Here is a 25356-nt window from a genome sequence, read left to right as displayed (position 1 = left end):
TTTAATAAGGAGTGACAAAAAGTGTGCTGGATGAGATTTTACTAGTAGAGGGTAATACGATTTTTTTTAGAAATTTGACATCATTATTTTCCATGCACCATTGGTGTAAATTTCCTCTCAAATAATCTAATTGCTTTATGTGTTTTTTAGAGCTTACTAAATTATTCATTTCGTAAGGGTCTTTTTCTAGATCAAACAATTGCTCTCTATCTTTTCCCCAATTGTATAGAATATATTTGTATTTGTTAGTGATCACTGAACGACCCGTAGTTCCAAGGGCCTGTTTTCCTTCGAACTTGGTTTCCACCACAACAAACTCCCGATCTAGTTTTAATTTTTGATTATCTAAGAGTGGCTTTAAATTTTTACCTGGTAACTGCATGTTTGTGATGCCCGCATATGCACAAAAGGTTGGGTAGAGGTCAAGTCCATTTGAGATTAAAGTAGGGTTTGGCTTTTTGTTGGGTTTGATACTCCCAATATAATTTGCAATAAAAGGGACTTTCACACTTTCTTGGAATAGGATTGTTTTTTGATTCCAACCATGGGCCGCATTGCCATCTCCATGATCCGACGTGAATATAATTAAAGTATCTTCTCTAAGATTATTTCGGTCAATCGCCTTGATGATTTTTCCAATTTCGAAATCCACTTTTTCCACCAGGCGGTAATATGCATAGAGATAATTTCTCCAGTCATTTTGTGTGTAATTTGTTGTGGGGTAAACTTTTTTATTTGCGTTTTGTTCTAGCTGAACAACCTCCGGAAATGTTTCGGACTTTTTAAAATTGATAGGTAATTGGGGAGTGTCTTCTAATTTTGGTAAGGGTACATTTCCATAAGGCAATGGTTCGTTTCTGGCCCATTCACAAATATTATGAGGGTTGTCAAAAGATACTACCAGAAAAAAAGGTTTTTCGGTATTTCTTTTCGATTCAATATATGAGATACTTTTTTCGGCTAATCCGATATCTCCCATCGGTGCAATAAATTCAAATCCATTGCCAGCCGACATACTTGCTTCATGTGCGTGCCATTTACCTCCATAAGCACAGTCATAACCAGCTTTTGTTAAAATAGTTCCTAGAACATTTTGTTTTTCATTAGTGATAATTTGATTGTCTCCTTCTTTGTTTGAGTTGACGCCAATGGTATGAGGCATTTTACCAGTAAACATACTAGATCTAGAAGGTGTACATAATGGAAAAGTAACATAGGCATTGTCAAAATAGATTCCTGTTTTTGCCAGTTGATCTATGTTAGGAGTGCTTACATTTGGATTGCCCATATAGCTAAGGGCATTGGCATTGTGTTGGTCTGTTAGGATTAATACAATATTGGGTTTTTTCTGCTTTTGTGCATTTAATAGTAATGGAATAATAATAAGTAGAGAAGCAATGTTAAATTTCATAATGCAGTGTTTTTAATCAATAAAACCTAGGATTTCCAAATAAATTAAGAAATACTAGGTTTTTTTTAGTTTAATATTTTATTACCAACCAGGTTTTTGGTCTAAAAATTTATTCAAATTAACCTCTTGCAAGGGGTAAGGCAAGGACATGTGTTTTGATACATCAAAAAATTCCCCAGACCGTAAGAAAGCCTTATGATTTTCATCGGTAGCACTAAAATCGGGTGAACCAATAATTGCCTGATTTAAAAGTTCTAGTTTCGTCCCTAGTAACTCCCATCGAATTAAATCATGTTTTCTTCTTCCTTCAAAACAAAATTCTCTTAGTCTTTCGTCAACAATTTCCTGAAAGAATAATTCTTGAGTAGATACCGCAGCGGCTCTTCCTGTATTTTGTATGAAATCCAAACCAGCTCTACGTCTAACTTCATCTAAATAACCTATTGCAGAAGTGGTAGGTCCATTTAATGCATTATCTGCCTCGGCATGCATCAGTAGAATATCGGCATATCTCAAAACTGGAATGTTGATTCCAGTAAAGTTTCTATTAGGGTTTGGATTTGCTTCTAAAAGAATATATGGATCAATTTCTCCGGCAGGAGGTGAGTCATTTAAATCATCAAAATCAGCAGGTTCCCATCTACGAAATTTCCCTGGACAGTAATTTGAAGCAAGTGTACTTGTAACTGCTTTAGCATCTCCACTGCCAGTGTATTGCATCGCAGGAACATTCCATGCTTTTCGTAAAATTTCATCATTGGAGACGAATAAATCTCTAACAACAGGTGTAGTGTTAAACATAGCGTAGGCACCTGGATATCCATCATCACCACCTCCGTAATTAAAAGCTAGTCCATTGATTCCTCCGATTCTACCATGGGCATCTATTCCAGATTCTCTTAGATATTTAAAGGAAATCTCAAAAAGAGTTTCTTGTGTATCATAGACATTTTCAATATAACTTAAAAAATGTTTTCTGTAATTATCACTAACAATGGTAACAACTTCTTCACCGTCCACAATATCTGTTGTTACTATAGAAGGAGTGAGGCTATGTTCACCAGAATTAATTACGATTTCGCATTGCTCAAGGACTTTACTATATTTTGTATTGTCTTTCAAAGGGTAGCCAGCCATTTTTAAATAAACTCGCGCCATTAATCCATGTGCAGCCATTTTATTAGCCCTTCCCGGAATATAGCTAGCATCACTAATCAATGGTAGATGCTCTGAGGCAAAAGTGTAATCTTCAATGATTTGAGTGTATAATTCTTCTAAACTTACAGGTTTAAGATGATTTGCAGTTTGATCTAGGGTTGAAGTTAGTGGCATAGGAACTTCTTCAAACCAAGATGCTAATAAAGAAAAGGCATGAGCGCGTAAAAATTTCGCTTCTCCGATATACCTATTGTACTCATCTTCTTCAAATCCGGATTTATCGAGTTTTTCTATAAAAATATTACTCAGGTTGATGATCTGATATAAATAAGCCCATAAGTTTTTGATATCATTGTCTGCTGAGGTGTGACGATATAAGCCAACAGTCCAGTTTTCATTGTATCTTCTATTATAATAACCTTCATCCGTACCTGATTCCATGATAATCGACATGGCTTGACCATAAACCTGATCACTGGCAAATTGGGAGTATATACCTGCAAGAGCTATATCCGCCTCTATACTATTCGAATAAAAATTGTTGATCCCCCAAGTTGATTGTGGTTCTTCATTTAAAAAATCAGAACAACCCGAGCTTATTGCTGCGATGGCAAATAAGCTTAAAAGTATTTTATGTAGTTTTTTCATTTTTTAGATTTTTAAGGTTTCTGAAATTCTTATTAAAAAATAATATCAAGTCCTGTCATAATAGTTGTGCTCTGTGGATAGGCGGAGTAATCTAGATTTGGAGTTAATGCCCCAAATTTACCCACCGACACATCTGGGTCATAGCCAGAGTAGTTGGTCCAGGTAAATAAATTTTGACCTGTTACAAATACTCGTAAACTTTTTAACTTAAGTTGCTCAGCAAATACAGAAGGTAGGTTATAACCAAATGAAACTGCTTTTAGTTTTAAATAGGACCCGTCTTCTATATGTCGGTTATCGATTTGATTTCCTTTGGGAGCTGCACCATATACATTAGCATATCTGATAGTACCCACAGTTGTGTTGGTGTTTGTTGGTGACCAAGCATTTATTAAATCAGGAAATCCATTTCGTCTACCTGCCTCCGGAACTCCAAATACCGTTTTATTAGCATTTAAGATATCATATCCATAAGACCATTGTAATAAGAAGTTAAAATCAAAGTCCCCGAATTCAAAAGTATTTGAAAGTCCCCCAAAATGTTTAGGATGTGGATTTCCAATAACAACTCTATCTTGATCGTTCACAGTACCATCTCCATTTTGATCTATAAACTTTACACTTCCCGGGGCAACAGGTAAGGTACCATTGTCGGGAATACCTTCTTTTAAAACATAGGTTTGTAAAGCATTGTCCCAGTTAAAGTCATCTACTTGGTAAATTCTATCAAATTCCAAACCATACATCATCCCAACAGGTTGCCCCACTTTTGTGATATATTGATATTCTGGGTAACTATTATTCCATTCAGGGTCAGTAAAAATCGCCTCTTGACCATCGTTTAAGGCTATTGTTTCATTTTTGTTAAATGATATATTAAATGATGATGTCCATCTAAAGTTATCAGAAGTAATATTGACAGAATTTAATGTAACCTCTAACCCTGCATTTTGAACTTTTCCAACATTTTGTTGTACTTTGTCAAATCCTGTATGTGGGGCCATTTCAGCTTTTAATAACAAATCAGATGTAGATTTTTTATAATAGTCTACTGTGGCTTGTAATTTTTGATTGAAAAAACCAAGATCTAACCCTGCATTTGTTTGGCTTGTAGTTTCCCAACGTAAATCAGGAACTCCTAAATTACTTTGATAAGCACCTGGTGTGTAGTTTTGACCTGTTCCCCATACATAACCACTGGAAACACTTGCGTTTAATTGGCTGTAGGCGTCATAATCTCCAATTCTGTTGTTTCCGGTTTTACCCCATCCAATTCTTAATTTAGCAAAAGAGACTGCATCAAGACCCATCATAAAGTTTTCATCACTTAATTTCCAACCAGCTGAGAATGAAGGAAAGTACCCCCATCTGTTGTCTTCACTGAATTTAGAAGATCCATCTGCTCTGTATGTTGCCGTTAATAAATATTTATTTTTATAACTATAATTGATTCTTGCAAAATAGGACAGTAACGTGTTTGCAGACAATTGGGTAACAGGAATCGATGGTGATGTTCCTAAATCTAACTTTGCCATTCCGAATAAATCGGTTGGAATTTCAGAATTTTTCATGCGGGCGTATTCGCTATCTCTTGCTTGTGCTTCTAATCCAGCCAACCCAGTAAAACTGTTTTTACCAAATTTCTTTTTGTAGGTAAGGGTGTTGGATGTAGATAAAGTTTGATATCTACGAGTAGTAAGAGTTCCATTGATGTGGTCTGTTCCTCTTCGTCCTTGTTGTGTGTCTAATCCAAAGAATAAAGTTTCCTTTCTATTGTCAACTTGATAAGTTCCTGACACTCTAAGGTATAAGTTGGGTTTGAATTTATGAGTAATTGCTAAACTACCACGAATTACATCTGAACGATTTGATCTATCTGTATTTTCAAGGTTTTTCACAGGATTGAATAAATACCTTTGATTGCTATCATCGAAATCGTAACCACCTTCTTCCAACCCATCATCATTAATGGGTTCAACGGGTCTAAACTGGACAGCATCCCTTATAACACTTGTATATTTATTCCCAGAAATGGTAGGACCAGTTCGGTCTAAATGAGAATATTGTAAATAACCATTAAAAGTGGTCTTAGAATTTAATTTGTGCGTGAACTTTAAATTGTTCAAGTATTTTTTAAATCCTGTATTGATCATTGTTCCCTCTTGATCAAGGTATTCTGTTGAAAAGTACAATTTGGTCGTTTTGTTACCTCCACTCAGACTTAAATTGTAACGAGATGTTTCTGCTAATTGGAAAATTTCATCTTGCCAGCTAGTTCCTTCACTATTTCGATATAATTCTTTATCAACCCAATCTCTTTTGAAAAAATTAGTGTATTGACCTGGTGTATAGTTGTCTAATGCCTTTGCGATTTGTTCTTGGTACAACACATAGTCATAAGGACCCAAAACCTGAAGTCTGTTTGGAATCCATTGTAAGCTGTGTGCTACACTAAATTTTACATCCGTTTTACCATCACTTCTTCCTTCTTTAGTGGTTATGATTATAACTCCATTGGCAGCTCTAGAACCATAAATGGCAGTAGCTGAAGCATCTTTTAAAATATCGAAACTTTCAATGTCATTTGTGCTAATACTAGCAGGGTCAAAATCTTCAAGAGGAATTCCGTCTACTACATATAGAGGTGAGTTGTCTCCTGTAATTGAGTTTCCTCCTCTAATTACAATATTAAGACTTTCACCAGGCGTTCCATCTACAGAACCTATTTGCACACCAGATACTCTACCCGCCAAAGCTTGGTCGAAATTAGTAGTGGCGGTATTGACTAAATCTTCTGCGGCAACGGAGGCCACAGCACCAGTTAAGTCTTTCTTTTTTACTGTTCCATAACCAACAACTACAACTTCTTCTAAGCTAACATTAGATTCTCGAAGTTTTATGTTTAGCGTATTGTTGTTTTCTATGATTACCTCTTGGGTTTCAAATCCCATATAGCTAAAGGTAAGTTTAGCTCCTGATTTTATATCGTTTAAAGAAAACAGTCCATCAAAATCAGAAATGGTTCCTTTATTTTCTCCTTTTGAGATAATGGATACACCAGGTAATGGGTTTCCGTTGGAATCTGAGACTTTCCCGGTGATTGCTTTTTGTGCGTACCCGATAAAAGAGAAGCAGGTAAGTGCTATGAATATTGTTATAATATTTTTCATTTGAATCGTTTTTTGAAATGTTTTACTCCTCTGAAGCTTTAAAATATACGTCTGAAACATAGTATCTACCAGGTCTTCCTTTTGAACCAGAGTCAGGTTTTCCTGGTCCAGTGTAGGTAGCAGCAATTTTAAATTTTAAAGCAAAGCTTTTAGAATCTTTATAAGGATTTAGGTTTAATTCATTTCTTACCCATTTGGCATCAGCATTTCTTGTAGGGTCTTTTCTTCCATCAGGATCCCCATCTCCCAATTTCTGGTCTCCAGGATAAGGAGTTCCGATGAATGGCGTACCAGTTGTGGTATTGATTTGACAAGATAATTGGTCATTGATTTGAGTCCAGGTAGAAGTTTCGTTGTCACCTGTGAAATCTGTAGAAATATAAATTTCTAGCTCAGAGGGAGTAGCTCCATCAGTTTTGTATTCTACATATTGATTTTTAGTATAGAATACGGTTGCAAGGTTGTACCCTAATTTGTATTGTGTTAAGTCTTGCGGGTTTATAATAATAAAAGATTCATGTGGCTCCCAATCTCCGGCAGTCATATTGGTCCAAAGTGATTTGTTTCCGATTACGGATTCAGGTCTTTCTTCTGCTGCTAGGGGGGCAGGGGCAGCCTGCAGCCAAGTTTTGGCTTCGGTTACATCTCCTGGTTTTAAAATAGTTTTTTCGTATCCATACAATTTGCTTTCTGCTTGTAGTGTTGGATAGAAAAAGTAATTTGTTTGTTTAGGAAGATCTACCGGAGCATTAGAGGCTACTAAGAATAAGAAACTAGATCCTTGAAATTCTGTAACTTCTTGACTAATATTACTAGTAACCTGTACCGTTGGGTATATGGTGTCGTTAAGGGTTGTTGTGTAATCGTCTTGCAGGCGAATAACACCCGTTTCCGTATCGATAACTAATTTCTCTTGGTCGCTACCTAATGAAAATGTAACATCTGGATTTCCGGTAATAAGGTATGGCTGCGTTGTAGTGGCATCAGTTGATGTTACTAAATTTTGTGCTATTGGTGAGTATAACAAATTTGTCACTAATCCAGGGCCTACACCTAAATGAAAAACATCATCAAAAGTTGAAGAACTTATGGATTCACCATTTTTTGTGGTTACTTTAACAGTAAAATAGTAATCATCAATTCCAAAATTGTTTTCGTCTGCTATTTCAATTACTCCTGCCTTACTGTAGTTGTAAGATGTATAACTTTTAATGGTATCTCCTTCAAAGATGATATAATCTTCAGGATCTAAATTTACGGTTTTCTCTGTTGGATTTTCGATGCTTACATCTTTCATATAAGTATCGTCGAGTTGACTTCCGTCAGATTTTTTAGCGGAAACTATTTCATAGTGAGGGATCAATCCATTTGTTTGGATGGTAGGAGTTCCTGTTTTTAAAGCTGCATTTTCTCTAGCATTTAAAACTTCATGATAATGCAGTTCACTGGGACCCTCATAATTATCCAAGCTAGCACCCGGACTAAATGTCTCTTGATTACAACTACTGAAGAGGAGTAGTGAGCCAAGAGACATAAATATTAATCTATAGGTTGTTTTCATAGGTTGCGTAAGTTTAGGTTTTAGTATTCGTTTTACTTTGTAAAATTGGAGAATACTAAGTTGTTTTTTGTGGTGCAAAATGGTCTAACAGGAGGTGTGAATTGTTCAAAACCCTGTTTTTGCTTGGTTGTACTAGAAATATAAAAAAAAACTACCAAAATAAATGTATGTTTATCTTGGTAGTTTTTAATTTCTAAGGAGTAGAGTTTCTAACTCTCATTTTCTTTCTTATGGATGTTTCTATAGTTCGAAGGTACTTCGTTGAATTGAGCCTTGAAGCACTTTCTAAAATATTTCAAATCACTAAAGCCCACTTCATATGCTATTTCAGAGATATGCATTTTTGTGTTCGCAATCAATTGTCCTGCTTTTTTTAGTTTGATAGTTCTTATAAATTCTGTTATTGATTGATTGGTAAGTGCTTTGAATTTTCGATATAAAACAGATCTACTCATATTCATTTGTTTGGTGAATACATGCACGTTAAACTCAGGATCGGTTATGTTTTCTTCAATTATTTGAATTGCTTTTTCTAAAAATAATTCATCTGCAGAGGTAACGGAAAGTTCTTTAGGAGTTAAAATAAGGTCCTTTTTAAACTTACTGATTAAATTGGTTCTTGTGCTTAGCAAGTTGTCAACTCTGACCTCAAGAATTGCCGCATCAAAAGGTTTTGTTATATAAGCATCTGCACCAAATTGATAGCCATCTTTTTGATGGGCAGAATCCGTTTTTGCCGTTAAAAGTATAATTGGGATATGACTGCTAGTAATATTTGATTTTATTTGTTTACAAAGTTCTAATCCATCCATTACAGGCATCATTATATCACTGATGATTAGATCTATATCTTTGTTGTTTGCAATAGAAATAGCCGTATTTCCATTTTCTGCTGTATATATATTGTACTTTTCATCAAATATTTCTTTGATAAAATTTCTTACATCAGAGTTGTCTTCAACAACCAATAAAGTGGACTTGTTTTCATCTAGGGTAATATTGTTATCTATTTCTGCACTGGTCTCAGAAGGATCGAAATTTGGATCAGATTCTGTTTGGCTCAATGGATTTTCGGTTTTGGTAGCCAATAATTTATCAGAATTGTTAATATGATGATCTCCTAGTAAAAATTTGACCTGGAAGGAGGTTCCTTCTTTTTTTGAACTGGTAACGGAAATGTTTCCTTTATGAAGATCCACAAGACTTTTGGTAAGTGCTAAACCAATGCCAGATCCAGATTTAAATCCATCTTGGTCGGATCGGTAATATCTATCAAAAACATGTTTTATATTTTTCTGAGGTATTTCTTCACCGAAATTAGTAATGGTAATAATCACTTCGGTATTTGTACTTTCTATATAAATGTTTATTTCACTTTCGTCTTGAGTATATTTAAAGGCATTGGATAATAAATTGAAAAGAATTTTTTTCATTTTGATTTTATCAAACCATAAGTTGATTTCTTTTCTTTCTGATACAAAATCGTATTTTATGTTTTTGACTTTTGCTAAATCTTGAAAGGCAAGTTTAATTTCCTTAGTAAAGGAAACAATATTTGATTCTGAGGCATGTAGCTCTAATTTACCAGATTCACTTTTTCTGAAATCTAATAATTGCGTAATTAGTTGAAGTAACATATTTGCATTTCTTTGCATTGTAATATGTTGCTTTTGAATAAAGTCATCTCCCATGTTATTTTCGATCATTCTTTGCAAGGGACCGATAATTAACGTTAAAGGAGTTCTAAAATCATGAGAAATATTGGTAAAAAGTTTTAATTTCATTTGGTTAACTTCTTCCAATCTTTCTCTATTTATTTTTTCTTTTTTTAATTCATTTTTTTCTTTGTTTCTTAATCGTATCAAAGCATAAGTTGCGTAGGTTAACACAGATAAGAAAACGAAATAAAATAGATAGGCCCAAATAGTTTTCCAAGGAGCTGGTAGTACTTTAATAGAGATCGATTCTCCTTCCTCATTCCAATGGTTATCATTATTGGAGGCTTTGACCCTAAACTTATAATTTCCTTGATCAATATTAGTATAGGTAGCTGATTTGTTATTGCCAATAAAATTCCAGTCTTCATCAAACCCCTCTAGTTTATAAGCAAATTGATTTTTATTGGCTTGCGAAAAATTAAGAGCTGTGAAATCAAAACTAAAATCGTTTTGTTTGTAATTTAGGGTAATAGTAGGGGTGTGTTTGGTTAAGGTTTTAAAGGGTTTGTTACTCACACGCATTTTAAAAATATCTACGGCAGGTACAAATTTATTCTCTACTATTTGTGAAGGATTGAAATAGTTTAAACCGTTAGTACCGCCAAAATATAAAGAACCGTTATTGGCCTTTGAGTAGGCACCATAGTTAAATTCACTCCCTTGTAAACCATCAGATTCATCAAAGTTTTTTACGTTACCTGTTTTAAGGTTTAATCTACTAATTCCGCTGTTGGTAGAAAACCATAAATTATTTTCTGAATCAGGAAGAATTCCATAAATAACTTCATTTAGCAAGCCCTGTTTGATGCCATATTTTTTTGTGATTTTAGTTGATGGATTATAAGAGAACAAACCATCTCCCTCTGTTCCTATCCAAATTGATCCGTCTGTATGCTGATAGACGCAATTAACCGTTTTATTTGAGTCGGGATCCTTATAGTCAACGGGTATTCTAGAAATCACCTTGGTATTGATGTTGATTTTTTCTAATCCTTGAGAACCAGTAATAAAAAGTATTTCAGGGTCATTGGATTGATGGATGGCATTTATCGACTTTAAGCTATAGTTGAGTTTGATAAATTCTTTTCTTTTGGTGTTGTAGTGTAATAAACCATTGGTAAGGGTTCCGATCCAAATATTGTAGTTGGAGTCTTCTAAAATAGCTAGGATTCTTTTATCCGAAACAGTAATGCCATTTTCTTGAGTTCCATCAAAATGCTCAAAAGACACTATTTTTTTTGAAGTATCTAAATAATTCAAACCACCATCATGAGTTCCAATCCATAAATTACCTTTATGGTCTTGAATCATAGATTTAATATTATTAGAGCTTATGGATGTTTTATCATTTTTATGATACATATAGTAAGAAAAAAGTCCCGTTTTTCTATCAAGATAATTTAAACCACCACCTTCAGTACCAATCCAAAGATTATTCTTTTCTGTTTCAATGATAGAGCTAATTACCTTGTAATTGAGCATACTTTTGACTGGGCCGGCTGGGATGTGTTTAAAAATATCATAACTATAATCAAAGTAATTGATACCCCCTGCCCAAGTACCAATCCATAAATCTCCTTTTTTATCTTTTATGATTTTGTAGATAGAATTCTGACTTAAACTTGTTGGGTTGTTCTCATCGTGGACAAAAGTTTGTATGGATTTATCCGTTTTATTTAAAATATGCAATCCTTTATAAGTTCCAATCCATAGGTTTTGGAATTTGTCTTCACAAAATGTTCTTACTTCATTTGTTATTGGTTTTTTACCGTGTAATAGGTAGTCTTCAAAACGGTTTGTTTCTGGATTTAGAAGTGCCAATCCGTTACTATAACCACACCAAATATTATTTTTATGATCTTTAAAAATTTTAGGTGAACTGGTTCTATTAGTTTTCTGTGTTGCTCCTTTAGGATAATCGTAATGTTGCCATTTGTTATTTTCGATATCGTATCTTTCAATTTTATCGATCGTACAGATCCAAATGTTTCCATCCTTAGAATTAAAAATGGATCTGGTTCTGTTATTCGTTAAACTGTTATCGTCTTTGTTTTTATTTACTAAAAATTCTGTTTTATTATTATCGAGGTTGATTGTAGCAACACCTGAACTTGTGCTTACTAAAAGAAGAGAATCTTTATATTCAGTTATTCCCCAAATTTCTAATTTATTTAAAGCCAATTTATCAGTCCATTTTTCTACAGGATGAAAATTTTCCAATTCAGGATTGTATTGGTTCAAGCCTTTTTTGGTTCCAACCCATATGTTTTCTTTCGAATCTTGATAGATACTTGTAACCCAGCTATCAGAGATACTTTCTGTTTGTTCTGAATTCTGTCGAAATGTTTTGAATTTTGTACCATCAAATTTGTTCAGTCCTTCTCTAGTACCAAACCATATATAGCCTGTTTTATCTTGATGAATAGCAATGACTGATCCTTGAGATAAGCCTTGTGTTGTGGTGTAATGTTTAAATTTTAAATTATTGAAATGATGATCCGTAAACTGTGCTTTTGCATTGTTGGTGTAATGCAAAAAAAGAATAAGAGAAAATAGTTTCAGTAATTTCATATAGCTATTCGTTTTCAGATGATTTTCTAATAATTAATTCTGGAACTAGAATTTTAGATTGATTATTTTTCTTATCCGATTTGTTTTTAATCTGATGGATTAAAATTTCAGTAGATAATTTCCCCATTTCGAATCCAGGTTGATGCACTGTTGTTAATGACGGTTCAATAACTTCGGATATTGGATCGTTGTTAAAACCTATAACTGCTATTTGTTCAGGTATATTGATCTCTTGAGATTTTAGATATTGAATGGCACTAATTGCTGCCGTATCGTTAGCTGAATAGAGACCATCAATTTCTGGATATTTTAAAAGTTTTTTTGCACAAGAAATACCATCTTCTTCAGAAAGAATAGATTCGAAAATATATTCAGGTTTGACCGGTATATTATTTTCTTTTAAAGCTTTCATATATCCTTCTTTTCTATCTTTATAAAGCCCTATGTTTTGTGGTCCACAAAAATGAGCGATATTTTTCCTACCGTTTTTAATTAATAATTTAGTAGCATCGTAACTAGCTTTGAAATTATCAATGCTAATGTTAGAGCATTCAGGAAAAGCGTCCGAAGCTCTATCAATAAACACCACAGGATTATTGTTATCAATATAAGATTTTATATGATGAAAAGTGGAAGTTTCCATAGAAGTAGAAATAAGAATTCCATCGACGCGGTTGGACGCCAAAGAATTCATGATTTTTACCTCTCTGTCTAAGCTTTCTAAGGATTGGCAAATAACTACATTATAGCCTGCTTCATATGCTGTTTCTTCGATACCAGCAATAACCGTAGCAAAAAAGTGTCTTGCAATTCTTGGAATTATGACACCAATAGTATTGGTTCTATTAGTTCTTAAGTTGGAAGCTAAACTATTTCTTTGGTAGCCAAGTTCAATTGCCTTTTTTTGAATTTTTTCACGTGTTTTTGAAGAAACGCGTGGACTATTATTCAAAGCTCTAGAGACGGTGGAACTGTCGATCTTAAGTGCTTTGGAAATATCATGAATGGTAATTTTATTTCCTTTAGACATACAATAGGTTACTTATGATAAGTTTATAATCACAAATATATAAAATAAAAAAACAAAAATACAATCGATTGTATTTTTGGAATATTTTAGTACTTTTACAAAAAATTAATCATAAAATTAATATCGAAGATATCATGGAAGAAAAATTTGAAGTACGTTATGCAGCTTCTCCAAGAGAGGTTAAAAAGATGGATACGAATGAGTTGAGAGACGAGTTTCTTGTTCAGGATTTATTGACGAATGACAACGTAAAGTTGGTGTATTCTCATTATGACAGGTATATTATTGGTGGGGCGGTACCTGTGTCTAAGCCATTGGAATTGGAGTCAATTGATCCGTTGAAATCTAGTTTTTTCTTAGAAAGAAGAGAATTAGGAGCCATAAATATTGGAGGAGCAGGTAGTATTTCAGTAGATGGAGAAGTATTTGATGTAGACTTTAAAGAAGCTTTATATATTGGTAGAGGTGCAAAATCAGTTGTATTTTCAAGTAAAGATGCTTCGAATCCTGCTAAATTTTATCTGAATTCAACACCAGCACATAAATCTTTCCCTAATAAAAAAGTTGGAAGAGAAGATGCAGAAGTGGTGGAATTAGGATCTGTGGAGACAGTAAATGCAAGAACCCTTAGAAAATTAATTGTGAATAGTATTGTTGATACTTGTCAGTTACAAATGGGAATGACAGAAATCAAATCAGGTTCTGCTTGGAATACAATGCCAGCGCATGTTCATGATAGACGAATGGAAGTTTATTTCTATTTTGAAATCCCTCAAGATCAGGCGGTTTGCCATTTTATGGGAGAAACGAATGAGACAAGACATATTTGGATGGGTGAAAACGAAGCAGTTATTTCTCCACCTTGGTCTATACACTCAGGAGCAGGTACTAGTAATTATACTTTTATTTGGGGTATGGCTGGTGAAAACTTAGACTATGGAGATATGGATGTTTGTAAAATAACAGATTTAAGATAAAATATATGTCAGTAAATTTATTTGATTTAACAGGAAAAGTAGCCTTAATAACAGGGGCTACTCACGGATTAGGAATGGCAATGGCTACAGGGTTAGGAAATGCGGGTGCAACAATTGTTGTAACTGGAAATTCTTCTCAAGAAAAATTGGACAATGCTGTTGCTGTATATAAAAAAGCCGGATTGAATGTATTTGGTTATTTATTTGATGTAACAGATGAAGCAGCGGTAAAGTCAAACATTGAAGCAATTGAAACGGAAGTTGGGGCAATTGATATTTTGGTGAATAATGCAGGAATTATCAAAAGAACTCCTCTTGCAGAGATGGAAACAGCAGATTTTGAGCAAGTAATAAAAGTTGATTTGGTGTCCCCATTTATCATGTCTAAGCATGTTGTAAAAGGAATGATTGCTCGTAAAGCGGGTAAAATTATTAACATCTGCTCTATGATGAGTGAATTGGGAAGAAATTCTGTAGGGGCTTATGCAGCAGCTAAAGGAGGATTAAAAATGTTGACTCAGAATATGGCTACGGAATGGGCAAAATTTAATATCCAGACTAATGGAATTGGCCCAGGTTACTTTGCGACAAGTCAAACAGAGCCAATTAGAGTAGATGGACACCCTTTTAATGATTTTATTGTAGGTAGAACGCCTGCTGGTGTTTGGGGAGATCCAGATGACTTGCAAGGAGCAGCGATATTCTTAGCATCTAATGCAAGTAATTTTGTAAACGGACAGGTGGTGTATGTTGATGGAGGAATTCTAGCGACTATTGGAAAACCAGCAAATGAAGATTAATTATTTTTCTATGAAAGTATTTAAGATTATTAATTGTGTACTGGCTGTTGGGCTATTGTCATCTTGTTCTAGTAACAAACACTTCAAAACCATTGTGGTTCAAAACACTTTGGATTTTGACAGATCACAGGAAATTGTAGAATTGGATAAGTCCTCTTTAGGGATAGAAATTTTAGATGCTACTGTAGGGATTAAAAGTAATTCAACAGGAAAACTAATGCTTACCCAATTAGTTGACAATAATGGAGATGGAACTATGGATCAGCTATTGTTTCAGCCTAAAATTGATGCAAATTCAGACGAGACATTTCAGGTTCTGAAAATTAAAAAATCAAAGCAACCCAAAACGGAAATCCTGTGTTATTCTAGATTTGTTCCCGAAAGAACGGATGATTATACTTGGGAAAATGATAAGGTAGCTTTTCGTGTATACGGACCTAACGCTCAAATGCTAAAGGAGACAGGACAAAAGGGTGGTACGTTATCTAGCGGAGTTGATGCTTGGTTAAAACGAGTGGAATATCCGATTATCAATAAATGGTATAAAGAAACTTTAGTTGATAAAATGGGAAGTTATCATAAAGATACAGGTGAAGGATTGGATAATTTTCATGTTGGAGTAAGTAGAGGAGTAGGTGGAATAGCGGTAAAAGATCAGGATACTTTTTATTACTCTAAGAATTATACTAAGTGGAGGACTATTACGACTGGGCCATTAAGAACCAGTTTTTATTTAGAATATGAAAATTGGAACGCTGGAACAAAGTCTATTACTGAAAGTAAAATAATAACCTTAGATCTAGGAAATAACCTATCTAAATTTGAAACAAGTATTTCAGGTACGGATAACATTTATGCAGGTTTAACGCTACATGAAAAGGATGGTAAAGTATTCTCTGGTGATCAGTGGGTTACGTATTGGCAACCACATGCGGATTCTGAATTAGGGACTTCCATTGTTGCGGATTCGGAAACCTTTATTAGTTCTGAGAAGTATGATGTTGATGAAAAAGATTTGAGCAACGCTTATGCAGAGCTTAAAGTCAATAAAGACAAATTAATTTATTACGCCGGATTTACTTGGAAAAAAAGTAAACAATTTCCTACTAAAGAAAGCTGGTTTTCATATTTAGATCATTTTTCAAAACAATTGAATTCTCCTTTGATAGTTTCTTTGAAATAATTTTTTTAAACTCCTCAATAATATTTATTGGGGAGTTTTACCATATAAAGGGTTGAAATATCAAGCCAAACTCAGCCCAGTCAGCACTAAAACCTTGTTTGGTCTTTAAGCCTAGGTGTAATCCAAACCAATCTACAATTTTGTATTGTAAGGCTGCTCTAGACCATATGGCTTCTTTTCCTTTGTCTCCGTTTGGTCCCATATAACCTCCTAAGTCTAGTTTTAACAACATTTTCCCAAAGGTATAGTTGTAACCAAAATGATAGGCATATAAGTACCTGTCCTCGGATTCACTATACAAGTTAGCTAAACTTCCATCATAAAATAAATCAAGACCAGCATCGAGTCCATGTTTTACGTTGAAATTAAGTTGGTATTCGATATATCCTGAAAATGTATAAAATCGATCCGTTTCGAGGCTTTTATTCACTGTTTCTTGAAAACCGTTTTGAACCGTTCCAAAAGCGCTTAAAACATTGAAACGTTGTTTTATGTTTTTTGGAGCAGGCGTATTTTTGTATCTCTTAAATCTAGCCTGTGAGATTTGAGTGTCATTTATTTTTGCATCTTTATTATAATGGTATTTCAATCCCAGGTTTACACCAAGCATATTTAATCCATAGTTCGGTACCGTTAGACGTCCGTTACTGAAATGGGTATAATCTAAGCCATATATGATATCTATATTTCTAGTTAGTATGGATTCTAATCCCAAACCAATATTAACATAAACTGAAAAAGGACTTCCTATAGCATCATTTCTGGGGTTTTTTGTAACGTGGTAATAGTTGGAATCATAGGTTACTCCAAGGGCTCCATCTGTAATGATTCGTGTTCTTGAACTGATATTTTTATGAGGGAAGTTGATGAATCCAAAAATTGCTGTTGGAGTACCCATGACACCTGGCGTGCCTATATAAGCCGTGTAAATTCCCAGTCCATAGTTTACTCCATTATAATGTTTATTAGTCCAGTGTTCTGGGTTGCTATTTTGCCAACCATATCTAAATTCAATGGATCTGTAGCCATCCTTTAATTCATCGTCGAGGGTTTTTCCTGTATAAAAATGAGCTCCAACATGCGTTTTTAAACTTATAAATCTAAAGTCACCAGTTTGGGTAGTTAAAGAATCTGATCCGTTGTAGATGTCTTGTGCTGCTATTTTATGTGTTAGTAGAAAACAACAAGTCACCATGATTGTGGGGAACGGGAAGATGTAAAGTTTTGTTTTTAGCAATTATTCAACCTTTTACCCAAATATACCATTACTTCCTAGGATTATAAAAAAAAAGGACATATAGTAAATATATGTCCTTTTTTGTTTAATAAATTGTCGGTTTCTTCTTTTCTCTTACCATTTAAATGGGTGGAATACAACACCAAATTCAGCCCAGTCAGCAGCAAAGCCTCTTCGAGTTTTTAATGCAACATGTCCACTTAACCAATTATTGATTTTATATTGCAATCCGGGTCTTGCCCATAGAAGTCCTTTACCTTTATCGTCTCCAAAATAACCTCCTAATTGGGTTTTTACAGTAAATCTCCAAAAGGTGTAATCGTATCCAACATGGTATCCAAACATGTATAGCTCATCAGGAGTTGTGATTACTAAACTTTCATCATAAAAATAATCAATACCTACACTAAAACCGTGCATTCTATCAAAGGAATGATTGTATTCTAAGTAACCAGAAAAAGTTAAATATCTGTTGTCAGGGTCTCCGCCATTTTGATTCTCGTCAAATCCATTTTGAACGGTACCGATTGAAGTTAAGATATTGAATTGATTGCTAGGGTCTTTTTCAACAGGGATACTAGGAGATCTTTTGTATCGTGCTTGTAATTGTTTTGTTGAATATGGATCTCTGGTAATTCTTTTTTGCGCTGAATTGAAATGATATTTTAAACCTGTATTGAATCCAACCATATTTAAACCATAGTTAGGCATAAAAGAACGTCCGTTACTAAAGTGAGTAAAATCTAATCCATAAGTGATATCCATATCTCTTGTCAATGCTGTTTCTCCTTTTCCAGCAAAACTAATATATACTGCAAAACTAGCTCCAATTGCATCATTTGTTGGGTTTTCAGAAGGATTGTAAGGCACTAAATTATAGGTTAAACCTAACGCTGGACTAAATTTCCAAATTGTTTTTTTGTCAGCTGTTTGTCTACCAATAGGAAAATCTGCAAAGGCATATAAAGCATTCGGGTTTCCTAATACGGCAGGGTCACCAATAAATCCAGTATAGAAACCAACACCATAACTCATAGAATTATAATATTTGTTACTCCAGTGTTCTGGATCCGAATTTTTCCATCCTAACCTTAATTCTAACGCTCCATATCCGTTGGAAAGTGCATCATCTAAAGTTTGACCAGAATAAAAATGACTTCCTCCATGACCAATTACCTCAAAGAATTTATAATTACCATAGTTTTCAATGTCCTTTACATCTTCATATTTGATCAATTCTTTTTTCTTTTGAGAAAAAGCTGTAAGTCCTATTGATAAAGTAAATATGATACTGAGGACCGTTATTTTAACCAAACTTTTTTTATTGAAATGTGTTGAAGTTTTTGTTTCAAAGCCTTCCATAGTTATAATGTTAAATAGTGTTAAATTTTTTTCAAAAGTATGAAATTTTGTAGTAATTATTGGGTATGCTATTGTTTATATTTTAATCCTTTTTTAGAAAAATATAACCTTGAATTTAGATGAAATATTTTTTTTTGAATAAAATGAATTGAACTACATCCGTAATTAACTTTATATTTACTTCGAAAAAATATATCTATGTATACCTATAAAAAAGTTTTACCCTTATTTGTCTTAACTTTTATATTGTTTTCTTGCAAAAAAGAAAAAGATCATCATTCTGAAAGTGCAATAGATACTTATCGTATGTTGAAAAGTTCTGAGAAAATTGAGGTTGATGGGAAAATGGATGAAAAAACTTGGGAGGATGCAGTAGTGGTTAGTTTGGATAATTTTTATGAGATAAAAAAAGAATCTGATCGCCAAAAAACGAAGTTTAGGATGCTGTGGGATGATAAGAATTTGTACTTGTTTTATGAAGCGGAAGATAAATATATAACGGCAAGAGCTACTGAACAAGACGGACAACCGTATTATGATGACTGCGCAGAATTATTTATTACCCCGACCCCCACGGCAAATAAATCTCATTTTGCTTTTGAGGTGAATTTATTTAAAACTGCGAATGATATTGTTTTTATTGAAGATTATTATGAAGGACAACCAGGTGTTGTGAAAGGATTTAATCCTGATTTTAAAAGAGCCGTAATTATTAATGGTACTTTGAATGATAATTCTGACATTGATAATGGCTGGACGATGGAGATGGCTATTCCTTTGGTCTCTTTTTGGGGTATGGATTGGTATCATCCAGCGGAGCTTGGAACAAAGTGGACTTTTCAAGTGTTACGACAAGGAAGGAATGAAGTAAAAGGGGAAAGAAGAGTTGTAAGCACTCTATTCCCTATAAAGGATCTTGATGATGTTCACAATTCAAACCGTTTTGGGGTCCTAGAATTTTCTCCCGAAAAATAAATTTAAAGAGCGTCTAGATTGGTAAGGAAACGTTCTTTACAAATTTGAAGAATTCTTTTATTTATTTCTTTTGTGTTTTTTGCATAAAATTCAAATTCCTCTGTTGTAAATAAGCCGGTAATACTATGAACAACTTGTAAATTAAGTTGTGTGTTAGTTTGTAATGCTTTTGAGATGAAATTTGTTGTTTTTTCTAGAGATGCTTCTTTCGTGTCAAATTTAATATTGACTAAATAATTTTTAAGAATTAAAAATAGCAAGGAATGTTGAAACTTTATGATGGGACGTAAAGTGATATTTTGGAATGTTTCGACAGGAGAACTATTCTTTAAAACTTTAGCATTTTTAATCTCGGGTCTATATTTTAAAAGGAAAGGATCTCTTGTTTGATTCATGATTCTTTTTCTATGGTTATTACAACAGTTTTAGAGGCCGGTGTATTGCTTATTCTAGCTTTACTTTGGATGGGAACTAAAACATTAGTTTCTGGAAAATACGTAGCAGTACATTTTCTAGGTATGTCGTATGCAATGGCTAAAAACTTATTCGCATGTCGTTTTTCATTGTTAAAATGACTAGTCAAAGTTACTAAATCTTTTTGTTGTAGATTCATTTCTTCCATATCTAAAGGATTCATTAAAACTACGCGTCTTTCGTTAAGAATACCTCGGTACCTATCGTTTAAACCGTAAATGGTTGTATTGTATTGATCATGTGTTCTGATCGTCATCATCAAAAATTGATTTTCAGATATTTTGATGTCAGAAACTTGATTTATAGAGAAGTTAGCTTTCCCAGTTTTGGTTGTCGAATAATTATTTTCTCTCGCGTTGTTTGGAAGGTAAAAACCACCAGGTTTTCTTACTCTTTGGTTGAAATTTTCAAACCCAGGAATTGTTTTTTCAATTTTATCACGAATTAAATCATAATTATTGGCAAATTCATTCCATTTGATGTTTGAGTTTTTAAGGGTCGCACTTGCGATTCCCGCGACAATAGCGGTTTCACTTTTTAATTGATCAGATAATGGATTTAAATGTCCTGCGGATTTAGAAACAACTCCCATAGAATTTTCTACGGTTACAAATTGTGCTCCAGAAGCTTGTAGGTCTTTTTCTGATCGTCCTAAACAAGGGAGTATTAAGGCTTCCTTACCATGAATTAAATGACTTCTATTGATTTTTGTAGAAATATGAACTGTAAGATCACAATTTCTTAATGCTTGAGCAGTAAATTCTGTATCTGGTGTTGCGGAAATGAAATTTCCACCCATTCCTAAAAAGAATTTAGCTCTGTTTTGATGCATAGCTTCAATGGCTTCTACCACATCAAATCCATGATGTTTAGGAGCTTCAAAATTAAATTCCTGTTCAAGTTTAGTAAGAAAGTTCGGATGAGGTTTTTCCCAAATCCCCATAGTTCTATCTCCTTGCACATTAGAATGCCCTCGTACAGGACAAGTTCCAGCTCCCTTTTTACCTATTGAGCCTTTTAAAAGTAATAAGTTTACAACTTCTCTAATGTTGTCAACTCCATTTTTATGCTGTGTTAGGCCCATAGCCCAACAAATAATTATTTTCTTTTGAGAAGCAATCATTTCTGTAGCTTCCAAAATTTGTTCTTTTGAAACACCAGACTGAGCGATTAATTCCTCTATGTTTTGGGTTTTGATATCTTCAATAAAAGCATCGAATCCTTGTGTGTTTTTTTCTATAAATTCATGGTCAAAAACAGTTCCCGGTTTTTTGTTCTCTTTTTCATTCAAAAGAAAAAGAATTGCTTTTAATAAAGCAACATCACCGTTGATGGTTACCTGTAAAAATAGATCAGTTAATTCCGTTCCTTTTCCAAGCCAAGTCCATGGCTTTTGGGGATCTTTAAAGTTTACCAAACCTACTTCTTTTAGTGGGTTGATACTGATTATTTTTCCTCCATTTTTCTTAGTTCCTTCCAGAGCAGCCAACATTCTAGGGTGGTTGGTCCCTGGGTTTTGACCTATTACAATAACCAAATCTGCATGATTGAAATCATCTAGGGTAACAGAGCCTTTACCAATACCTAAAGTTTCTGATAAAGCAGCACCACTTGATTCATGACACATGTTTGAGCAGTCAGGGAGATTGTTTGTTCCATACTGCCGCACAAATAATTGATAAAGGTAAGCGGCTTCATTGCTTGTTCGGCCAGAAGTATAAAAAATAGCTTCATCCGGAGAATCTAATTTTTGCAATGATTTTCCAATTAAATTAAATGCCTCTTCCCAGCTTATTGGCTCGTAATGGCTAGCTCTTTCTTTTAGATACATTGGGTGCGTAACACGTCCTTTTTTACCCAATTCATAATCGGTAAGTTTGGCCAATTGGTCAATGGAATGTGTTGCAAAAAATAGAGGTGAAACTCTGTTTTTAGTAGCTTCCTCTGCAATAGCCTTGGCTCCATTTTCACAATACTCCGCTAAAAAAGCACGTTTTTCATCTGGGTCTGGCCAAGCACACCCCGGACAATCGAAACCGTTTTTTTGATTTATTTTAGACAATAATCCAATACCTTTGATCATACCAACTTCATTGTTGATATGGCTTAAAGCAGATTTTATAGCTTTAGGACCCACAGATACTTTTGGTACTTCTGATAGTTTTATTCCAGTTAACTTTTCTGGAGCTTGAGCATTTGTCTTTTTTTGTGTCATTGAAGTATTATAAAATATTGGAAGGATTTGAATATACCGTGGATTTACCTTGTCTAGAAAAACCAACGAGACATATTCCAAATTCTTTTGCGTAATCAACAGCTAAAGAAGAGCAAGCTGAAACGGCAACAATAGTATTAATTTTTGCAAAAAAGGCTTTGGAGATTATTTCGTAAGAAACTCTTCCGCTGACAAGCATAAAAGTAGCTTGTTTTAGTTTGTTAGTGTTGAGTAGCTCTCCGATACATTTGTCCACCGCGTTATGTCTTCCGATATCTTCATGTAAACAAAGGAATTCATGATTCTTATCAAATACAACAGCTGCGTGCGAGCCTCCTGTGAGATCAAAAGTGTGTTGTTTTGATCTCATGGTGTCAAACATTTCTGGAATTTTAGAAAAATTAAGTTGAGCGGATTGGCCTAGTGGTTTCTGCTGATGAGAAATAGTACCTAATTCTTGCTTGCCACAAATTCCGCAAGAGGAAACGGATAATAAAGAACGTTTGTTTAGATAGGCACTGCCAAGTTCTGTTTCTTTAATCTCTACATTAATCTTGGTAAAACCATTTTTGTCTGTGTCAGAGCTGATAACTTGTAAGGCTGTTTTTCCTTTGTAGATATCTTCAGCATATAACAAACCTCTAAGTAAATGCAGATCATTTCCAGGAGTTCTCATCACCATGGTAAATGGTTTAGAGTTGATCTGTATTTCTATGGGAGCCTCAACTACGAGATAGTCGTCAATTTCTACGGATTGCTCCGCATGTTTTTTTAAACTCCTATAAATAGATGTTTGCATAATTTACCTTTTTGGTAAAATTACACATTTTAGAGGTTGTATGTAGACTGTATTTTGACCATATTGTGATAAAAGTCAGCTTTGAATAATAACAAAAAAGGATAGTTTTAAAACTATCCTTTTTTGCTTAATTATCTTTTAACTCAATGATTACATTGTGTTTTTTTATTTCTTCTTGGTATTCTTCATAAGAAAATTCGTCTTTGTGAAAGTTCTGTTTTCTTTGACGTTTCATGTTTAATCTGTCCAAAGAACGTATGAATCTTCTCACACCTTCTTTACTGGTTAGTTTTAGTTTGGGAACCTCAGCATTACTACCATCTTCATTTTTAGCAACCATTAAAAAATAAGAAGAATTACAATGCTTTATTTCTCCAGTATGAATGTTTTCTGAGGTTACTCTAATACCAACCGTCATAGAGGTTCTACCTACATAGTTCACCCTAGCTTTTAAAGTTAATAATTCTCCAACTTCCACAGGATTTAAAAAGTCTACCGTATTAATAGAAGCTGTTACACAGTATTTACCAGAATATTTTGAACTACAAGCAAAAGCAATTTGATCCATTAAATTTAGGATATAACCCCCATGAATTTTTCCACTAAAATTTGAGTTAGAGGGAAGCATTAATTCTGTGATGGTAACAGATGACTCCTTTGATGTTTTTACTTTTGCTGACATACTTAATAGTTTTATGAATTGCAAAAATACGTATTATATATACTTAATGTTTTATTTTATTCAATTGTGATAAATTTTCATGTAAATCAAAAAAAGAATTACGAAATATTTACTAAATCAGATTTTTAAACCTGTTTTTTTGCAGTATTATAACTGTTCTTTTTGTTTTTATTGAATAATTTTTAAAAAATATGCTGTTAGGCCTTAGAGCAAGAAATGACGATTTTTTTATTTTCAAGATTCGTAGCAAAAAATAAATAGTGATCACCGCCTTCTCTAAATTTTGTTTTTTTTCTTATTTGAGCTACTGTTTCTGGAAAATTTCTAGTGGTGATATTTGCCTTTTTCTCAGGGAAAAGTTTTATTAATTTTTTCTTGTCATAGTTTAATACCTCGTTAATTTTAAAAATTCTTCCTGGGAAATTTTCGATTAATTTTTCCGAAGTGTATAGATGTGTGTGCGGGTGTAGTTTTGAAATTTGATAGGTTTGAGATATTTCATGAAAACCACCAGATTTTAAAATAGCAGCATTGGGTTCGTATAGAAAATATTCTGGTTGAGCGTATTCAGAGGTTGTTTTTAGATTGTAATCAAAAGAAAAATCTTGATGATTGGTTTTTAAAATATTTTTTGTGGTAATTTTTATTGACCCTGAATAATTTTTTTCAACTAAGAGAAGAAATTCTTTAACTTCATTTTGTGCAGCAACAATATGAACTTCTTTGACATTATTTAGCTCGTTTATGGTGCTTGTGATGTCTAGAATAGGAGAATTTTTGATCAGTATTTTATCCGTGTATTCGAATAAAAAGTCTAAATTTTGAGGAATATTTGGAACGCAGTCTTCGAGTAAAAAAACTTTACCTTTTATATCATGTCTCCTGGAGGGGTCTACATAGATATAATCATGTTTCGTGTCTAGTTTTTTTAAGGTTTTTAGACTATCTCCTTTATGTGTTATGATGTTTTTATACCCAAATATTTTATTATTGTACGTAACAATATCTGACAATTCTTCATTCATCTCACAATGATGAACTTCTTTAAAAACTTTAGAAAAATAGGAGCAATCGATTCCAAATCCACCGGTGAGGTCAATAATAGATTCTCCTGAGATTAATTGAATTTTATATGCTGCAGTTGTTTCTGAGGATGTTTGTTCTAAATTTATCTTTGGTGGAAAAAGAATGCTTTTTGTTTCAGCCCATAGCGGAAGTTTTTTGATTGCTTTTTTTTTAGCTTCAATTTGTTGCGCCAATTCTTGTATAGAAATATCATTAAAAGGACTCCCTTTTAAGATAAGTTTGTTTAGATCAGATTTTAAGTTTTGATTTATAAAATCTTGTACCTCTGTAGAAATAATTCGATTGTTCACTTAGAGAGC

At 33.7% G+C, this 25356-nt stretch carries 17 protein-coding genes; 4 read left to right on the top strand and 13 right to left on the bottom strand.

Features of this window, described 5'->3' with window-relative positions:
* Nucleotide 1: 1 nt before the first annotated feature.
* The 6 genes from AC2DGP_RS06490 to AC2DGP_RS06465 form a co-directional block, all read right to left on the bottom strand.
* Nucleotides 2-1411, bottom strand: a complete 1410-nt coding sequence (locus tag AC2DGP_RS06490) for a sulfatase family protein (protein WP_484492200.1) — start codon at nt 1409-1411, stop codon at nt 2-4.
* 81 nt (nt 1412-1492) lie between these two features.
* Entirely contained in the window at nt 1493-3217 is a 1725-nt protein-coding gene (locus AC2DGP_RS06485; RefSeq protein ID WP_484492199.1) for a RagB/SusD family nutrient uptake outer membrane protein, read from the bottom strand.
* Between the two features lie 32 nt (nt 3218-3249).
* The gene (locus tag AC2DGP_RS06480; protein ID WP_484492198.1) at nt 3250-6387 is read right to left on the bottom strand and encodes a SusC/RagA family TonB-linked outer membrane protein; all 3138 of its coding nucleotides are present in this window, start codon (nt 6385-6387) and stop codon (nt 3250-3252) included.
* Nucleotides 6388-6409: 22 nt separating this feature from the next.
* Complete coding sequence (locus tag AC2DGP_RS06475; RefSeq protein ID WP_484492197.1) at nt 6410-7948, bottom strand: hypothetical protein; 1539 nt, start codon at nt 7946-7948, stop codon at nt 6410-6412.
* Nucleotides 7949-8157: 209 nt separating this feature from the next.
* Nucleotides 8158-12237, bottom strand: a complete 4080-nt coding sequence (locus AC2DGP_RS06470) for a hybrid sensor histidine kinase/response regulator transcription factor (protein WP_484492196.1) — start codon at nt 12235-12237, stop codon at nt 8158-8160.
* Between the two features lie 4 nt (nt 12238-12241).
* Nucleotides 12242-13267 carry a LacI family DNA-binding transcriptional regulator gene (locus tag AC2DGP_RS06465; RefSeq protein WP_484492195.1) on the bottom strand — a complete coding sequence of 342 codons (1026 nt, stop codon included), beginning with the start codon at nt 13265-13267 and terminating at the stop codon, nt 12242-12244.
* A 134-nt stretch (nt 13268-13401) separates the two neighbouring features.
* Between AC2DGP_RS06465 and kduI the strand changes: the two genes are divergently transcribed.
* From kduI to AC2DGP_RS06450, 3 genes are read left to right on the top strand one after another with little or no spacing between them, the layout of a single operon-like run.
* Nucleotides 13402-14244, top strand: coding sequence for a 5-dehydro-4-deoxy-D-glucuronate isomerase (gene kduI / locus AC2DGP_RS06460; RefSeq protein ID WP_484492194.1), 843 nt, complete (start codon nt 13402-13404; stop codon nt 14242-14244).
* 5 nt (nt 14245-14249) lie between these two features.
* Nucleotides 14250-15044, top strand: a complete 795-nt coding sequence (locus AC2DGP_RS06455; RefSeq protein WP_484492193.1) for a gluconate 5-dehydrogenase — start codon at nt 14250-14252, stop codon at nt 15042-15044.
* A 10-nt stretch (nt 15045-15054) separates the two neighbouring features.
* Complete coding sequence (locus AC2DGP_RS06450; protein WP_484492192.1) at nt 15055-16227, top strand: DUF4861 family protein; 1173 nt, start codon at nt 15055-15057, stop codon at nt 16225-16227.
* Between the two features lie 37 nt (nt 16228-16264).
* Here AC2DGP_RS06450 and AC2DGP_RS06445 read toward each other — a convergent pair whose 3' ends face one another.
* Both AC2DGP_RS06445 and AC2DGP_RS06440 read right to left on the bottom strand, forming a co-directional pair.
* Nucleotides 16265-17422 carry an acyloxyacyl hydrolase gene (locus AC2DGP_RS06445; protein WP_484492191.1) on the bottom strand — a complete coding sequence of 386 codons (1158 nt, stop codon included), beginning with the start codon at nt 17420-17422 and terminating at the stop codon, nt 16265-16267.
* 156 nt (nt 17423-17578) lie between these two features.
* The gene (locus tag AC2DGP_RS06440) at nt 17579-18826 is read right to left on the bottom strand and encodes an acyloxyacyl hydrolase (protein WP_484492190.1); all 1248 of its coding nucleotides are present in this window, start codon (nt 18824-18826) and stop codon (nt 17579-17581) included.
* A 198-nt stretch (nt 18827-19024) separates the two neighbouring features.
* Between AC2DGP_RS06440 and AC2DGP_RS06435 the strand changes: the two genes are divergently transcribed.
* Nucleotides 19025-19801 (top strand): carbohydrate-binding family 9-like protein, encoded by a 777-nt coding sequence (locus tag AC2DGP_RS06435; RefSeq protein ID WP_484492189.1) that lies wholly within the window; start codon nt 19025-19027, stop codon nt 19799-19801.
* A gap of 2 nt (nt 19802-19803) precedes the next feature.
* Here the strand turns inward: AC2DGP_RS06435 and AC2DGP_RS06430 are convergent, their stop codons facing one another.
* From AC2DGP_RS06430 to AC2DGP_RS06410, 5 genes are all read right to left on the bottom strand, one after another.
* Complete coding sequence (locus tag AC2DGP_RS06430; RefSeq protein WP_484492188.1) at nt 19804-20196, bottom strand: glyoxalase; 393 nt, start codon at nt 20194-20196, stop codon at nt 19804-19806.
* Entirely contained in the window at nt 20193-22490 is a 2298-nt protein-coding gene (locus AC2DGP_RS06425; protein ID WP_484492187.1) for an FdhF/YdeP family oxidoreductase, read from the bottom strand. Before AC2DGP_RS06425 ends, AC2DGP_RS06430 begins: the two co-directional genes overlap by 4 nt.
* A gap of 7 nt (nt 22491-22497) precedes the next feature.
* Nucleotides 22498-23289, bottom strand: coding sequence for a formate dehydrogenase accessory sulfurtransferase FdhD (fdhD, locus tag AC2DGP_RS06420; protein WP_484492186.1), 792 nt, complete (start codon nt 23287-23289; stop codon nt 22498-22500).
* A 127-nt stretch (nt 23290-23416) separates the two neighbouring features.
* Nucleotides 23417-23971, bottom strand: a complete 555-nt coding sequence (locus tag AC2DGP_RS06415) for an acyl-CoA thioesterase (RefSeq protein WP_484492185.1) — start codon at nt 23969-23971, stop codon at nt 23417-23419.
* A gap of 197 nt (nt 23972-24168) precedes the next feature.
* Complete coding sequence (locus AC2DGP_RS06410; protein WP_484492184.1) at nt 24169-25347, bottom strand: class I SAM-dependent methyltransferase; 1179 nt, start codon at nt 25345-25347, stop codon at nt 24169-24171.
* Nucleotides 25348-25356 lie beyond the last annotated feature (9 nt).

This window comes from Flavicella sp. IMCC45537, assembly GCF_057197705.1.
Note: the sequence above shows the minus strand (reverse complement) of the source record. Positions and strands in the feature narration are given on the sequence as shown.